Source organism: Streptomyces sp. NPDC058650, from assembly GCF_042717315.1.
Classification (GTDB): domain Bacteria; phylum Actinomycetota; class Actinomycetes; order Streptomycetales; family Streptomycetaceae; genus Streptomyces.
This window is the reverse complement of the sequence record NZ_JBHXRL010000001.1, coordinates 41,616-56,352: the sequence shown is the minus strand read 5'-3', so window position 1 is coordinate 56,352 and position 14,737 is coordinate 41,616. Positions and strand designations below refer to the sequence as shown.

General features: G+C 73.5%; 15 protein-coding genes. 10 read left to right on the top strand and 5 right to left on the bottom strand.

Translation table 11 applies throughout. From position 1 onward, the window contains the following. Nucleotides 1-79 precede the first annotated feature (79 nt). The gene (locus ACFWWU_RS00260) at nt 80-1,192 is read left to right on the top strand and encodes an alpha/beta hydrolase (protein WP_384137292.1); all 1,113 of its coding nucleotides are present in this window, start codon (nt 80-82) and stop codon (nt 1,190-1,192) included. Between the two features lie 3 nt (nt 1,193-1,195). Here the strand turns inward: ACFWWU_RS00260 and ACFWWU_RS00255 are convergent, their stop codons facing one another. Next, complete coding sequence (locus ACFWWU_RS00255) at nt 1,196-2,230, bottom strand: ABC transporter ATP-binding protein (protein ID WP_384137290.1); 1,035 nt, start codon at nt 2,228-2,230, stop codon at nt 1,196-1,198. Between the two features lie 145 nt (nt 2,231-2,375). Here ACFWWU_RS00255 and ACFWWU_RS00250 point away from each other — a divergent pair, with 145 nt between their 5' ends. The 5 genes from ACFWWU_RS00250 to ACFWWU_RS00230 all read left to right on the top strand — a co-directional run bounded on the left by ACFWWU_RS00250 (nt 2,376) and on the right by ACFWWU_RS00230 (nt 6,608). Beyond that, entirely contained in the window at nt 2,376-3,062 is a 687-nt protein-coding gene (locus tag ACFWWU_RS00250; protein ID WP_329622710.1) for an ABC transporter permease, read from the top strand. A 1-nt stretch (nt 3,063) separates the two neighbouring features. Continuing rightward, nucleotides 3,064-3,744: an ABC transporter permease gene (locus ACFWWU_RS00245; RefSeq protein WP_384137288.1), complete on the top strand. Its 681-nt coding sequence runs from the start codon at nt 3,064-3,066 to the stop codon at nt 3,742-3,744. 35 nt (nt 3,745-3,779) lie between these two features. Continuing rightward, a complete protein-coding gene (locus ACFWWU_RS00240; protein ID WP_384138364.1) occupies nt 3,780-4,778 on the top strand; it encodes an ABC transporter substrate-binding protein in 999 nt (332 codons plus the stop codon). 130 nt (nt 4,779-4,908) lie between these two features. Beyond that, nucleotides 4,909-6,108: a hypothetical protein gene (locus ACFWWU_RS00235; RefSeq protein WP_384137286.1), complete on the top strand. Its 1,200-nt coding sequence runs from the start codon at nt 4,909-4,911 to the stop codon at nt 6,106-6,108. Continuing rightward, entirely contained in the window at nt 6,105-6,608 is a 504-nt protein-coding gene (locus ACFWWU_RS00230; RefSeq protein ID WP_384137284.1) for a GNAT family N-acetyltransferase, read from the top strand. The genes ACFWWU_RS00235 and ACFWWU_RS00230 overlap by 4 nt, the downstream gene beginning before the upstream one ends. A 20-nt stretch (nt 6,609-6,628) precedes the next feature. Here the strand turns inward: ACFWWU_RS00230 and ACFWWU_RS00225 are convergent, their stop codons facing one another. Together ACFWWU_RS00225 and ACFWWU_RS00220 are read right to left on the bottom strand one after the other, a co-directional pair. Then, a complete protein-coding gene (locus ACFWWU_RS00225) occupies nt 6,629-7,771 on the bottom strand; it encodes an NADH-quinone oxidoreductase subunit D (protein WP_384137282.1) in 1,143 nt (380 codons plus the stop codon). A gap of 27 nt (nt 7,772-7,798) precedes the next feature. Next, nucleotides 7,799-8,824, bottom strand: a complete 1,026-nt coding sequence (locus ACFWWU_RS00220; protein ID WP_384137280.1) for an SAM-dependent methyltransferase — start codon at nt 8,822-8,824, stop codon at nt 7,799-7,801. Nucleotides 8,825-8,921: 97 nt separating this feature from the next. Between ACFWWU_RS00220 and ACFWWU_RS00215 the strand changes: the two genes are divergently transcribed. Next, on the top strand, nt 8,922-10,121 hold the full coding sequence (locus tag ACFWWU_RS00215; protein ID WP_384137279.1) for a sensor histidine kinase: 1,200 nt from the start codon (nt 8,922-8,924) through the stop codon (nt 10,119-10,121). A 71-nt stretch (nt 10,122-10,192) separates the two neighbouring features. Next, nucleotides 10,193-10,873: a response regulator gene (locus ACFWWU_RS00210; RefSeq protein ID WP_384137277.1), complete on the top strand. Its 681-nt coding sequence runs from the start codon at nt 10,193-10,195 to the stop codon at nt 10,871-10,873. A 12-nt stretch (nt 10,874-10,885) separates the two neighbouring features. On the opposite strand, the gene ACFWWU_RS00205 is transcribed toward ACFWWU_RS00210, so the two are convergent. Further along, complete coding sequence (locus tag ACFWWU_RS00205; RefSeq protein ID WP_384138361.1) at nt 10,886-11,968, bottom strand: DUF5937 family protein; 1,083 nt, start codon at nt 11,966-11,968, stop codon at nt 10,886-10,888. A 106-nt stretch (nt 11,969-12,074) separates the two neighbouring features. On the opposite strand from ACFWWU_RS00205, the gene ACFWWU_RS00200 reads away from it, so the two are divergent. Next, nucleotides 12,075-12,263, top strand: coding sequence for a hypothetical protein (locus tag ACFWWU_RS00200; RefSeq protein WP_384137275.1), 189 nt, complete (start codon nt 12,075-12,077; stop codon nt 12,261-12,263). A gap of 12 nt (nt 12,264-12,275) precedes the next feature. Here the strand turns inward: ACFWWU_RS00200 and ACFWWU_RS00195 are convergent, their stop codons facing one another. Continuing rightward, nucleotides 12,276-13,427: a threonine aldolase family protein gene (locus ACFWWU_RS00195; protein ID WP_384137274.1), complete on the bottom strand. Its 1,152-nt coding sequence runs from the start codon at nt 13,425-13,427 to the stop codon at nt 12,276-12,278. 136 nt (nt 13,428-13,563) lie between these two features. Here ACFWWU_RS00195 and ACFWWU_RS00190 point away from each other — a divergent pair, with 136 nt between their 5' ends. Next, entirely contained in the window at nt 13,564-14,580 is a 1,017-nt protein-coding gene (locus ACFWWU_RS00190; RefSeq protein WP_384137273.1) for a Rossmann-like and DUF2520 domain-containing protein, read from the top strand. Nucleotides 14,581-14,737 lie beyond the last annotated feature (157 nt).

Below are 14,737 nucleotides of genomic sequence, written 5' to 3'. Positions count from 1 at the left end.
GCGCTCTCTAGGACGGAGTCGCGTGGAGCCGGGTTCATCGGTTCACAGGAAATTCTTGGAAAGAAGGCTCGGTCGTCTCATGGGGCTCATCAGTAACAAGGTCCTCGTGCTGGCCGTGGTGCTGGCCGTGGTGCTGTTCCTCGCCACGGTCTGGCTCTGGCCGCGGCTCGCGCGGCGCGGGTGGCGTGCGGTCGTGGGGAGGGTGGGGCTGCTGCTTGTGACGCAGGTGGCGCTGTTCGCGGCGGTGGGTCTCGCGGCGAACCGTTCCTTCCTCTTCTACGGCTCCTGGGCGGACCTGTTCGGGCAGGAGCAGGACATGGGCGTGGTCGTCGACCACGCGGCCGGTTCGAAGGACGTGCGGGTGGTGGGGAAGCAGGGGCTGACCGTGCCCGGCGGGTCCCGGCCGGAGGTCGGCGGCCAGATACAGAAGGTGGTCATAGCGGGCGAGCGGTCGGGGATCACCTCGCCGGCCTACGTCTACCTGCCGCCGGAGTACTTCCAGGAGCGGTACGCGAGGAAGACGTTCCCGGCGTCGGTGGTGCTCACGGGGTACCCGGGGACGGCGGAGAACCTGATCAAGGGGCTGAAGTACCCGAGGACGGCGTACACCCAGGCGAAGGCCGGGAAGATGCAGCCGATGATCCTGGTGATGCTGCGTCCGACGGTGGCGCCGCCGAGGGACACCGAGTGCGTGGACATCCCGGGCGGTCCGCAGACGGAGACCTTCTTCGCCGAGGATGTGCCGAAGGCGGTCTCGGAGACGTACCGGGTGGGGACGAAGCCCCGGAACTGGGGCTTCATGGGGAACTCGACGGGGGGCTACTGCGCGCTGAAGATCGCGCTGCACCACCCGGACCGGTACGCGGCGGGGGCGGGTTTCTCGGCGTACTACCGGGCGGCGGAGGACGTGACGACGGGTGACCTCTTCCACGGCGACGACCGGCTGCGCAAGCGGGGGGACCTGCTGTGGAGTCTGGACCACCGGCCGCAGGGGAAGTCGTCGTTCCTGGTGACGACGTCGAAGCAGGGCGAGGGCAACCTGAAGGGGACGCTCGACTTCGTCAAGAAGGTGAAGAGCCCGGCGCGGGTCTCGTCGATCACGCTGGAGAGCGGTGGCCACAACTTCAACACGTGGAACCGGGAGATCCCGCCGGGGATGGTGTGGATGGCCGGGCGGCTCAGCGCGGCCTGACGCTCATTCGACGGTGGCCCGGCGCAGGGCGCTGTGGACTCCCGCCGGAGTGAGGACGCCGAGGGGGCGGCCGTCGGCGCCGGTCACCGTGAGGTGGCCGGTGTCGTGCTGGAGGAGTACGGCGAGCGCGTCCTTGAGGGAGGTCCCGAGGGGTACGGGGGCGGGGGCGCCGTCCTCCCGCACGGCGGTGCTGTCCTCCCGCACCGCGGTGCCGTCCTCCCGCGCGGCGGCGCCGTCCTCCCGCGCGGCGATGTCCTTGGGGAGCGGGTCGAGGTCGGCCTCGGTGACGGGCGTGACGGCGAGGCGCTTGAGCCCGCGGTCGCTGCCGACGAAGTCCGCGACGTACGGGGTGGCGGGGGAGCCGAGCACGGTGGCGGGGGTGTCGAACTGCTCGATGCGGCCCTGCCCGTAGACGGCCATGCGGTCGCCCATGCGGACGGCCTCCTCGATGTCGTGGGTGACGAGGAGGACGGTCTTGCGGACGGTGGCCTGGAGCGCGAGGAACTCGTTCTGGAGGCGCTCGCGGACGACGGGGTCGACCGCGCCGAAGGGCTCGTCCATGAGGAGGACGGGCGGGTCGGCGGCGAGCGCGCGGGCGACGCCGACGCGCTGGCGCTGTCCGCCGGAGAGCTGGGCGGGGTAGCGGGAGCCGTAGACGGCCGGGTCGAGGCCGACGAGGTCGAGGAGTTCGGCGGCGCGGGCGCGGGCGGCGGCCTTCTTCCAGCCGAGGAGCGCGGGGACGGTCGCGGTGTTGTCGAGGACCGTGCGGTGGGGGAAGAGGCCGACCTGCTGGATGACGTAGCCGATCTTGCGGCGCAGGGCGACCGGGTCGACGCCGGCGATGTCGCGGCCGTCGACGAGGACGCGGCCGGACGTCGGTTCGACGAGCCGGTTCACCATCATCATCGTGGTCGTCTTGCCGCAGCCGGACGGCCCGACCAGCGTGACGAGTTCGCCCTCGGCGACCTCGAAGGAGAGGTCGTCGACGGCGGTGGTGCCGTCCTCGTACCGCTTGGTCACGTTCTCGAACCGGATCATGGTTCCCCATTCTTACCCCTGGACACCGGGGGTGTGTGAAGGGCGTGTTGCCGCATTGTGGCGGATCCCGGTGATTGTCGGTGGCGGGGGTTAGGGTCGTCAGACATACGTTCGGAGCGAGCGGACGACCCGGGGGGAGGGGCGGATGAGCACGCCGAACTGTCTGGTCACCAACGACTGGATATGCGGGGAGTACCTGCGCACGCGCAGCGAGGAACTGACGGAGGCGACCCTCCAGCATGTGGGAATCACGGTCGTGTCCGTGCTCCTCGCGCTCCTCGTCGCGGTGCCGCTGGCCCTGCTCGTGCGGGCCAGACCGCGGTTCGCGGGGCCGGTCCTCGGGCTGACGACCCTGCTCTACACGGTGCCGTCGCTCGCGATGTTCTCGCTGCTCCTGCCCGTCTTCGGGCTCTCCGCGGCGCTCGTCGTGACCGGTCTCGTGCTGTACGCGCTGACGATCCTCGTGCGGAACACGCTGGCCGGGCTCGACGCCGTGCCGGCCGAGACGCGCGAGGCCGCCCGGGGCATGGGGTACGGCTCGTGGCGCCTCCTTTGGCAGGTCGAACTCCCGCTGGCGCTGCCGGTGCTGATGGCCGGTATACGGATGGCGACGGTCTCCACGATCGCGCTGACGACGGTCGGCTCGGTCGTCGGCCGCGGTGGGCTCGGCAATCTCATCGAGGACGCGCTGCCGACCTTCTTCAAGGCGCAGGTGCTCGCCGCCTCCGTGCTGTGCGTGCTGCTCGCGCTCACCGCCGACCTGCTGCTCCTGGGCCTCCAGCGGCTCCTCACGCCGTGGGCCCGGATACGGACCGCGCCGGGGGGTGCGTGAGGTGGGGATCGTGACGGACGCCTGGGCCTGGCTCACCACCGGCGCGCACTGGACCGGCGAGGAGGGCATCGGGCAGCGGCTCGCGGAGCACGTGTACGTGAGCGGGGCGGCCCTGCTGATCGCCGCGGCGATCGCGCTGCCGCTCGGGCTGTGGCTCGGCCACCTCGGCCGGGGCGGGGCGCTCGCGGTGAACGTGTCCAACGTGGGGCGGGCGGTCCCCGTCTTCGCGGTCCTCGCGCTGTTCATGGTCTCGCCCCTGCGGAACGCCGGCTATGTGCCGACCGTCGTCGCCCTCGTGCTGTTCGCGATACCGCCGCTCCTCACCAACGCGTACGTGGGGATGCGGGAGGTGGACCGGGCCGCGGTGCGGGCCGCGCGGGGCATGGGGATGACGGGCGGCCAGCTCTTCCGGCGCGTCGAACTGCCGCTGGCACGGCCGGTGGTGATGACCGGGGTGCGTTCGGCGGCGGTGCAGGTGGTCGCCACGGCGACGGTCGCGGCGATGGTCGGCCAGGGCGGGCTGGGCCGGATCATCACGGCCGGCTTCGCCCTCTATGACACCGCGCAAGTGGTCGCGGGCGCCGTGCTCGTGGCCCTGCTCGCCCTCCTGGTGGAGGCGGTGCTCGCGGGAACCGACCGGCTCCTGGCGGGGCCGTCGCGTGCGCGCGCATCGAACGACTGAACGACCTGATGAAGTTGATGACGCTGATGACGGAGATGGGTGGTCTTGTGAACAGGGTCTCGCGTATCGCGGGTGCGGTGCTGGGGACGACGGCGCTGGCCGTCGCGCTCGCCGCGTGCGGTGGTGAAAGCCTGGAGGGGGGCAAGGGGAAGTCCGGCAGCGCCGGCGACGCGTCCGCGGGCGCGTCGAAGGGCTCGCTGGTCGTGGGCGCGGCGGCCTTCACCGAGTCGAAGGTGCTGGCCGAGCTCTACGCCCAGTCGCTGCGGGCCGCCGGATACTCCGTATCCGTCACCACCGTGAAGAATCGTGAACTGTACGAGCCGTCCCTGGAGAACGGTGAGATCGACGTCGTACCGGAATACGCGGCGACGATCGCGGAATTCCTCAACGCGAAGGTGAACGGCCCGAAGGCGCCCGAGGAGAAGCCGGTCGCTTCCGGTGACGCGGCCGCCACGGTCGAGGCACTGCGGAAGCTCGCCGAACCGCGCGGCCTCAAGGTGCTCGCGGTCGGTGAGGCGGTCGATCAGAACGCCTTCGCGGTGACCAAGGAATTCGCCGCGAAGAACAAGCTGACGACCCTTTCCGATCTCGGCCGCGCGAAGCTCAAGGTGAAGATCGCGGCCGGTGACGAATGCGCGGTGCGGCCGTTCTGCGCGCCCGGTCTGAAGAAGGCGTACGGGATCGACGTGGCCGGCATCGACCCCAAGGGGGTCGGGACCCCGCAGGCCAAGCAGGCCGTCAAGGACGGGGTGGACCAGCTGGTCCTGACGACCACCACGGACGCCACGATCGACAGCTTCGGGCTCGTCTTCCTGGAGGACGACAAGAAGCTGCAGAACGCCGACAACGTCCTGCCCGTGGTCAACGCCAAGGACGCCGGCGCCCCCGAGATAGCGGCCGCCCTCGACAAGATCACCAAGGTGCTGACCACAGCTGATCTCGCCGAACTCAACCGCAAGGTGGACGCCGAGCGGGCCAAGCCGGAAGACGTCGCCAAGGAGTATCTGACGACGAAGGGGCTGCTCGACAAGTAGATCCCGGGTGAGGGGAGTCGGCCCGAAACGGAACCGGAAGGGTTCATCTCCACTTCTTGTGGCGAGAAGTGGCCAAGAGATTGCCGGGCCGACACCCCACATGACGCCTACGCACGGTAAATTTCAGGCCATGCCACGTGGACGCCACCGCCATTCCCCGCCTCTGCACAAGTTGCTGCCGCCCTCAGCGGTCGCAGGCGCCGCGGTCGTGTGCGCCGCGGTCGTCTGGCTGCCCGGAGATCTGCTCGTCGTGCGGCTCCTCACGGTCGCCGCCGCGGCGGCCGCCGTCACCGGTGCCGTCCTCATGCGCAGTTGGGACCGGAGCGCCGGCGCCCGGGTCGCCGAGCTGAACCGCGCCCGTACCGCCGACCAGTGGAAGGCCGAGGAGCGGGTCGCCGAGCTGGAGTCCGACCTGGAGGAGTCCCGCGGCCTGCGGACCCGGCTCGACGCCAAGCTCCGCGCCAAGCGCGTCGAGCTCGCCGGGCTGCGCGGCGAGCACGCCGACCTCCTTCGCCGGTACGCCACGGCGGAGACCGAGCGGGCCAGCGCCCTGGAGGGCCGCCGCGTCCTCGCCCTGGAGGCGACCACCAGCGCCGGCACGACCGGCGGCACCGAGGCGAAGGCGCTGCCCGCCGCCGGATCCACGCCCACCCCGGAGGCGTACCGCCGCGCCGCGCAGGCCCTGAAGGACCTCCCGCGCAACGCCGCGGCCCAGCACGCCCGGCGCACCGCCGAGGCGGCCCGCGCGCAGGACCTCGCCGAGCGGGCCCGTGAGACGGAGGAGCCGCAGGGGAAGCACGCGGCGGCCGCCGGGACCGAGCAGCACAGCCGTACGGCCGCCCCCGCCCTCGGGCCCGCCCCCGCGCCGGCGGCACTGCCCGCCGCGCCCTCGGCGGACTCGTCGCCCTCATCACCCTCGTCGCCCTCGGCGGACACGGCGGCGGAGTCCGAGGCCCCCGTCCCCGCGCCCGTGCCCGTGCCGGTCGCGCCCACCGGGATCGCGCCCCGGCCCGCCGTCCAGGCCGCCGCGGCGATCGTCCCGTACGCGGCCCGCAGGCCCGTCCCGCGCCCCGAGGGCGGTTTCGACTTCTTCGGTACGCAGAAGGTGGCGGCGGCCATCGAGGCCGTGCAGAACACGGACCTGGCCGACGTCGTGGGCGAGGAGGTCCTCGAAGAGGCCCTGGCCGCCGAGACCCCGTTCCTCGTCCCGCTCGCCCCGCTCGCGGCGCCGGTGCCGCCCCGGGCGATCGGCGAGGTCATCGACCTGACCGCGCACGACGAGACCGAGCAGATCGACGTGGCCGAACTGCGGGGCGCGGTCAGCTCGTGACGTACCGGCTCGCCCTGCTCACGGCGGCCGAGGCGGCCCGGCGCCGCGAGGAACTGATCGCCCTGTGCGCCCAGGCCTTCGGCGGATCCCCCTGGCACGAGCCCCCGCTCGGCGCCGTACGGACCGTGGACCGGCTGCTCGACAGCGCCGCGCGGCGGGACGACTTCCGCGCGGCCGCCGCGTACGCCGACGACGGCACCGCCGACGCCGACGCCGCCCTGCTCGGCTTCGCGGCCGGATGGACGGACACAGCCCTGTCCGGCGACGCGCCCTTCTTCGAACTGGCCGAGCTGGTCGTCGCCCCCGGCCGACAGGGCCAGGGCATCGGCCGGTCCCTCCACGACGGGCTGCTCGTGGTCGGCTCGCCGCGGCCGGCCCTGCTCATGACCCTGGACGTACCGGAACTGACGGACCGGTACGCGCGCTGGGGCTGGACGGTCGTGGACCGCCGGCGCCCCGGCAAGGAGCAGCGCGACTACGTCGTGATGCGCCACGCCTGACCCGAAGGGGGGCGAGCCGCCTACTTGTCGATGTCGCCGACGACGAAGAACAGCGAGCCGAGGATCGCGACCATGTCGGCGACGAGCGTCCCCGGCAGCAGCTCGACCAGCGCCTGGATGTTGTTGAACGAGGCCGAGCGGAGCTTCAGCCGGTACGGCGTCTTCTCTCCCTTGGAGACCAGGTAGTAGCCGTTGACGCCGAGCGGGTTCTCGGTCCAGGCGTACGTGTGGCCCTCCGGCGCCTTCAGCACCTTCGGCAGCCGCTGGTTGATCGGGCCCTGCGGCAGCTCGGCCATCCGGTCCAGGCAGGCGTCCGCCAGGTCCAGGGAGTTGTGCGTCTGGTCGAGCAGGCACTCGAAGCGGGCCAGGCAGTCGCCCTCCTCGCGCACGGCGACCCGCAGCGTGTCCTGGAGCTCCCCGTAGGCGAGGTACGGCTCGTCGCGGCGCAGGTCGAAGTCGACGCCCGAGGCGCGGGCGATCGGCCCGGACACCCCGTACGCGTGGACCGCCGCCTGCGACAGGACGCCGACCCCGCGCGTACGGCCCCGGAAGATCTCGTTGCCGAGGACCAGCCGGTCGTACACGTCCATCCGCGAGCGGACGTCCGCGACGGCCTGCCGCGCCCGTCCGAGCCAGCCGGCGGGCAGGTCCTCCTTGAGGCCGCCGACCCGGTTGAACATGTAGTGCATCCGGCCGCCGGAGACCTCCTCCATCACGGCCTGGAGCTCCTCGCGCTCCCGGAAGGCGTGGAAGACCGGGGTGATCCCGCCCAGTTCGAGGGGGTACGAGCCGAGGAACATGAGGTGGTTGAGGACCCGGTTCAGCTCGGCGAGGAGCGTACGGGTCCACACGGCGCGCTCCGGGACCTCCATGCCCAGCATCCGCTCGACGGCCATCACGACCCCGAGCTCGTTGGAGAAGGCGGAGAGCCAGTCGTGACGGTTGGCCAGCATGACGATCTGCCGGTAGTCACGCGCCTCGAAGAGCTTCTCGGCGCCGCGGTGCATGTAGCCGATCACCGGCTCGGCCTGCCGGACCACCTCGCCGTCGAGCACGAGGCGGAGGCGGAGCACGCCATGGGTCGAGGGATGCTGGGGCCCGATGTTCAGCACCATGTCGGTGCTCTCCGCCGCGCCGCCGATTCCGACCGTCGTCTCCGTCATGCGGGACAGTATCCCCTGCCCCACGCATCAGGCGGTGGCGGGCGGGACCCGCTGCGTCAGCCACAGGAAATCGCCGAGGCCGCCGCGGGCGGTGAGCTCGGCGGCCTCGCCGGCGGAGGCGAGCGCGCGGACGTAGCCGACGGGATCGGTCGTGGCGAGCGAGAGCGGCGGACGGCCCCCGGACACCCCGAGCCGGTGCAGGGCCTCGCGCTGGGTGACCAGCTCCGGGGCGACGCCCCTGCCGGCCTCCGCGCCCGCTCCCCCGCCTGCCTCCGCGCACGCGTCCGCGGCCACGTGGGCCGTCACGTCGCAGCTGCCGTCCGGGACCGGCGGTACCTCGCGGCCGGCCCGGAAGCCGGTCAGCGTGCCGAAGGGCGGCCGGGACTCCCGTACGTGCGCGTAGTCGACGGCCACCGCGCGGCCCGCCGCGAGCGAACCCACCGCCGCCGCCCACGCCTCGTCACGGGGCCGGCCGATCTCGGCCCGCGCGCCGGGCTCCCGCAGCGGCCACCAGCGGGCCAGCCATTCCGCGTCGGCGCCCGAGACGGGCGCGGCGAGCCGCTCCGTACCGTCCGCGCGGACCTCCACGCACCGGGCGACGCCCGCCGCGTCCACCTCGGCCACGTCCACCGGCACGTTGTCGAGCCACTCGTTCGCGAAGAGGAGGCCGCGCACGCTCGCCGGCTCCGGCAGCCGGTCCGTCCAGGTGATCCGCGGGTCGAGCCCCGCCGGTCGGGCGGCGCGCTCGACCGCGTACGCCCGGACGGCGAGGTCCGTCCCCGCGGTCGCCGCGAGGACCGCCGTGAGCAGCTCGCCCCGCCCCGCGCCCACGTCCACCAGCGCGACCTCGGCCGTTCCCAGCTCCTCCGCGACCTCGCCGAGCAGCCTGGCCACGGCCCCCGCGAAGAGCGGCCCCGCGTGGACCGAGGTGCGGAAGTGCCCCGCGGGTCCTTCGGGGCGCCGGTAGAAGCCTCCCGGGCCGTACAGCGCCCGTTCCGTGGCCTCGCGCCACCCCTGCCACTGACACGTCTCACCCGTCACGTCATCCGTCACGGGCCCCAGTCTCCACCTCGGGGAGTACGGGCCCCTCACCAAGGATCGGCCCCACGGTTGATCCCTGCACCTATCGGCCTTCCCTACTCTGGGTGACGTGCAGCGCCTCTACGACTTCATCCGCAGACACCCGACGGGCGTCGACTCCTTCTGGGCCGTCGTCCTCCTCGGGTTCTCCCTGCTGTGGGTGGCGACGACCTACCCGGCGGTCGATCAGCCCTTCGCGTACGGGGTCGTCGCCGTGCTCTTCTCCCTGGTCGTGGCCCTGCGCCGACGCGCCCCGGAGAAGATGCTGCTGCTGACGGTCGCCCTCGGCCTCGTCCAGCTCGGCTTCGGTCTGATGCCGTTCACGGCCAACTTCGCCATGCTCATGATCATCTTCACGGTCGCGGCGCACGACGGTCCCCGCTGGGCCTCCCGCCTCGCCCTCGTCGGCGGACTCTGCGCCTCCACGCTCTCGCAGCTGAGATGGTCCATGGAGGACATCTCCGTCGCGGCCCAGGTCTTCTTCACGGTCATCATGACCGTGCCGTTCGCGCTCGCCTGGGTCCTCGGCGACTCGCTCCGCACCCGCCGCGCCTACTTCGCGCAGCTGGAGGAGCGGGCCTCCCGCCTGGAGCGGGAGCGCGAGGCGCAGGCGAAGGTCGCCGTCGCCGCCGAGCGGGCCCGGATCGCCCGCGAGCTGCACGACGTCGTCGCCCACAACGTGTCGGTGATGGTCGTCCAGGCCGACGGCGCCGCCTACGTCATGGACTCCTCCCCGGAGACCGCCAAGCAGGCCCTGGAGACGATCTCCACCACGGGCCGGCAGGCCCTCGCCGAGATGCGCCGCCTCCTCGGCATCCTGCGCACCGGGGAGCACCAGGAGGCCGGCGAGTACGTGCCGCAGCCCGACGTGGGCCAGATCGAGGACCTCGTCGAGCAGGTCCGGGGCGCCGGCCTCACCGTCGACTTCGCGATCGAGGGGAGCCCCCGCCCGCTGCCCAGCGGCGTCGAGCTCACCGCGTACCGGATCGTGCAGGAGGCCCTCACCAACACGCGCAAGCACGGCGGTCCCGACGTCGGCGCGAGCGTCCGGCTCGTCTACTTCGACGACGGTCTCGGGCTGCTCGTCGAGGACGACGGCCGCGGCGCTCCGCAGGAGATGTACGAGGACGGCGGCGCCGACGGGCGCGGCCATGGTCTGATCGGCATGCGCGAGCGGGTCGGCATGGTCGGCGGCACGCTGGACGCGGGGCCGCGCCCCGGCGGCGGCTTCCGCATCAGCGCACTGCTGCCCCTCAAGCCCGCCCACTGACGAAGCCCGCTCACAGCGAAGCCCGCCCACAGCGAAGCCCGCTCACAGACGACCTGTAAGGAACTGACCTCATGTCCATCCGCGTGATGCTCGTCGACGACCAGGTGCTCCTGCGCACCGGTTTCCGCATGGTGCTCGCCGCCCAGCCGGACATGGAGGTCGTGGCGGAGGCGGGCGACGGCGTGGAGGCGCTGGAGGTCCTGCGGTCCACGGCGGTCGACGTCGTCCTGATGGACGTGCGCATGCCGAAGCTGGACGGGGTGGAGGCGACCCGGCGGATCTGCGCCCAGCCGGACGCGCCGAAGGTGCTGATCCTGACCACCTTCGACCTCGACGAGTACGCGTTCTCCGGGCTGAAGGCGGGCGCGAGCGGCTTCATGCTGAAGGACGTGCCGCCGGCGGAGCTGCTGGGCGCGATCCGTTCGGTGCACAGCGGCGACGCGGTCGTGGCGCCCTCCACGACCCGCCGGCTCCTCGACCGCTTCTCGCCGATGCTGCCGTCGACGGGCAGGGAGACGCGGGCCGTCGACACCGCGCTCGCGCGGCTCACGGACCGGGAGCGCGAGGTGATGATGCTGGTCGCGCAGGGCCTGTCGAACGGCGAGATCGCCGCCCGGCTCGTCCTCTCCGAGGCGACGGTGAAGACCCACGTGGGCCGGATCCTGACCAAGCTGGGCCTGCGCGACCGGGTCCAGGTCGTGGTCCTCGCGTACGAGTCGGGCCTGGTCCGCGCGGGCGGCGGCGCCGCGTAGCGGCCGGGCGGCCTAACGCAGCACGCTCTCCAGGAAGTCGCTGCCGAGCCGGGCGACGACCGTCACGTCGAGCTGGTGCAGGACGTACCGGCCGCGGCGCTGCGTGATGACCAGGCCGGCCTTCTTCAGGACGGCGACGTGGCGGGAGACCTCGGGGGCGGTGATGCCGTACGCGTCGGCCAGCTCGCCCGTCGAGTACGCGCCCCGGGCGAGGCTGCGGCACAGCCGCATCCGCATCGGGTGGGCGATCGCCTCCAGACGCAGCTTGACCGCCTCGGTCGCGGCGGCGCCGCCGAGGTCGCGGGTCGGCACGGGGTACTGGACGACCGGCTGCCAGCCGGGTGTGTGCAGGGCGAAGAGGTGCGGCCAGCCGAAGGCGGTCGGCAGGAACGTCACGCCCGAGCCCTCGGCGGTCGTCCGCCCCTGGACCAGCTTGTCGACGACGATCCGACGGCCCTTCTCGTCCTCCTCCAGGACCATCGCGGCCGAGGCGGCGCTGACGGCCTCGGCGAGGCCCTTGTGGCGCATCAGCTCGCTCTTGTGACGGGCGTCGGCGGCGAGCTGCACGCCGACGCGGCGCCAGGTGTCGGCGAAGAAGGCCTCGTCGCAGTCCTCCAGGAGCCGCCGGATCCACGCGCGCGTGCCGGGCGGGTCGGCGAGCATCCGCTCCACGAAGGCGACCTGCCGGGGGCCGCGCGCGGCGGCCAGGTCGAGGGCGCGGCGGCGCATCCGCTCGTCGACGAGCGGGGACGGCGCGCCGTGCGTGTGGTGGCTGGCGCAGGAGATCTCCAGGGCCGAGGCCACGTACTTCTCGTCGTCCATGCGGTCGAGGTCGTCCAGCTCCTCCGCGAGGGTCCCCCGGGGCCGCGGCGGCAGCAGGATGTCCGAGCGCGTGGAGCGCCACATGAAGTCGGCCTCGTGGAGCCGGTCCGCGAGCTCGGGCTTGAGCGCGGCGGCGGTCGTGGTCGTCCAGGCGTGCAGCCGGGGGTGGTGCGCGGGCTCGGCCAGGGCGTGCAGGGCGGCGCCCAGTTCGGCCAGGGGCGAGGGGCAGAAGCCGATGCGCTCCTGCGGCAGTCCGGTGATGTCGATCGTCACGCTCACGCCCCTATGGTGCGGGGTGCGGCGGGGGTGGTGTCGTGCCGTTTGACGAGTGCCGTCAATCGGCGCGCCGGGCCGCCGGGGCGCGGCGCACGGTGAGGTCATGAACGCCCTGCATCAGTACCTCTTCGACACGTACCGCGCCGCTCGGCTGGGCGATCCGCCGCCCCCGGCGCCCGGCACCCACGACGTCGCCGTCCTGAGGGCGGCACGGCACTCCCTGAAGGGCCGTCCGGCGGCCGGCGGCCTCCGCACGGCCCTGCGCGGGTGGTGGCGCCCGAGTGCCCGCTGAGCCCCAGGTGGGTCAGACGGCGATCCGGGACAGGAAGTCCCGTACCGCCGTCCGTACGTCCGCGGGCGTCCACTCCAGGCCCGGTGCCGTCACCGTCAGCTCCGTCAGGGCGACCCCCGGCGGGCCGCCCGCTCCCGGGGCGAACCAGCGGCGGAAGAGGGCGGTCCCGGTGGCCTCGGTCTGCGCGACCGCCGCGTCCGTCAGGGCCTCGGGGGCGTACGGGAGCCAGACCTGGAACTGGTGGGTGTGCGGGACCTCCGGGTGGACCCGGAACCAGCCCACGCCCGCGTCCGCGAGCTCCTCCCGCACCGCCTCGGCCACCACGCGCGCGTGGCGCACGTACGAGGGCAGCAGGGGCAGCTCGACGGCGAGGCCCCGGAGCGCGGAGAGCGCCGCCGGGTACTGCTGGGCGACCAGCCCCCCGTACCGGTGCCGCCAGACCCGCGCCTCCTCCATGACGTCCTCGGGACCCGCGAGCGCGGCGCCCGACAGGCCGCCGAGGGACTTGTAGAACGAGACGTACACGCTGTCGGCGAGCCCCGCGATCTCCGCGAGGCCGCGGCCGAAAGCCGTCGTGCACTCCCACAGGCGCGCGCCGTCGAAGTGGACCACCGCGTCCCGCTCCCGGGCCGCCTCGACCACCTCGGTCAGCTCCTCCCAGGACGGCAGGACGAAACCGGCGTCGCGCAGCGGCAGCTCCAGCATCAGCGTCCCGAAGGGTTCCGGGTGGTCGCGCACCTCCTCGGCCGTGGGCAGCCGCGGCGCGTCGGTCGGGTGGACCGTACGGAGCCCGGAGACGGCCCCCAGTGCCCCGCCCTCGTGGACCTCGGGGTGGGCGAGCGGGTGGAGGGCGACGACGGGGCTGCCGGTGCGCCCGGCCCAGCAGCGCAGCGCGACCTGCTGGGCCATCGTGCCGGTCGGGAAGAACACGGCGGCGGGCAGGCCGAGCTCCTCGGCCGCGCGCCGTTCGACCTCCTCCACGAGCCCGGTGCCGTACATGTCGAGGGGGGCGTCCCCGTGGCCCGCGAGCTCCGCCCAGTCGGCGAGCTCGCGCAGCCGCCGTCCGACCGTCCCGTCGACGGAGGTGTGCCACAGCCGCCGCTCGGCGCCGCTCCAGAGCTTCGCCCGGTACAGCCGGGCGGCTTCCTCATCCACGAGATCCATACCCGTGTCCCTGCCCGTGTCCACGCCTGTGTCCCTGCCCGTGTCCACGTCCGCGTTCCTGTCCATGGGGCGATCATCACACCGCCGCCCACACCCTGTGGACAGCCACGGGAGCAGCGCGAAACGCTGGCGTAGCATGACCAGAAATCGTCCGGTACCCACCGAGGACTGGAACGGAAGGCCCGTACCCACCGTGAACGCACCAGCAGCGCCAGAGCCCCGAGCCTCGGAGCCCCGCCCCGAGGACCGGCCCGCCCGGCTCACCGTCGGAGTCGTCGGCGCCGGCCGCGTGGGCCCCGCCCTCGCCGCCTCGCTCCGGCTCGCGGGCCACCGCCCCGTCGCCGTCTCGGCGGTCTCCGACCGCTCCCGGCGCCGCGCCGCCGAGCTCCTGCCCGACGTCCCGGTCGTCGAGCCCGCCCGCGTCCTCGCGCTCGCCGACCTCGTCCTCCTGACCGTCCCGGACGACGCCCTGCCGGGTCTGGTCGAGGGCCTCGCCGACACCGGAGCCGTACGGCCGGGGCAGCTGCTCGTCCACACCTCCGGGCGGTACGGCGTACGGGTCCTCGACCCCGCCCGCCGGGCCGGCGCCCTGCCGCTCGCCCTGCACCCCGCCATGACCTTCACCGGCACGCCCGTGGACGTCCAGCGGCTGGCCGGCTGCTCCTTCGGGGTGACCGCGCCCGAGGAGCTGCGGCTCGCGGCCGAGGCCCTGGTCATCGAGATGGGCGGCGAGCCCGAGTGGATCGCCGAGGACGCCCGCCCGCTCTACCACGCGGCCCTGGCGCTCGGCGCGAACCACCTGGTCACCCTGGTGGCCCAGTCGATGGAGCTGCTCCGCAAGGCCGGCGTCGCCGCGCCCGACCGCATGCTGGGCCCCCTCCTCGGCGCCGCTCTGGACAACGCCCTGCGGTCCGGGGACGCGGCCCTGACCGGTCCCGTCGCGCGCGGTGACGCCGGCACGGTCGCCGCCCACGTCGCCGAGCTGCGCAAGCACGCGCCCGGCACCGTCGCCGGCTACCTGGCGATGGCCCGCACGACCGCCGACCGGGCGCTCGCGCACGGCCTGCTCAAGCCGGAGCTGGCCGAGGACCTGCTGGGCGTGCTCGCCGCCGACACCACCGCCGCCGACGGGCCGCAAGGAGACGACCGATGACCCTGTCCGCCCACAGCAGCGCCGAGCACGCCGGCACCGTCGGGACCGCTGAGCGCGCCGGGACCGCCGGTACCGCTGAGCGCGCCGGGACCGCCGGTACCGCTGAGCGCGCCGGGACCGCCGAGACCGCCGAGCGCCCCGGTACCGCCGGTACCGC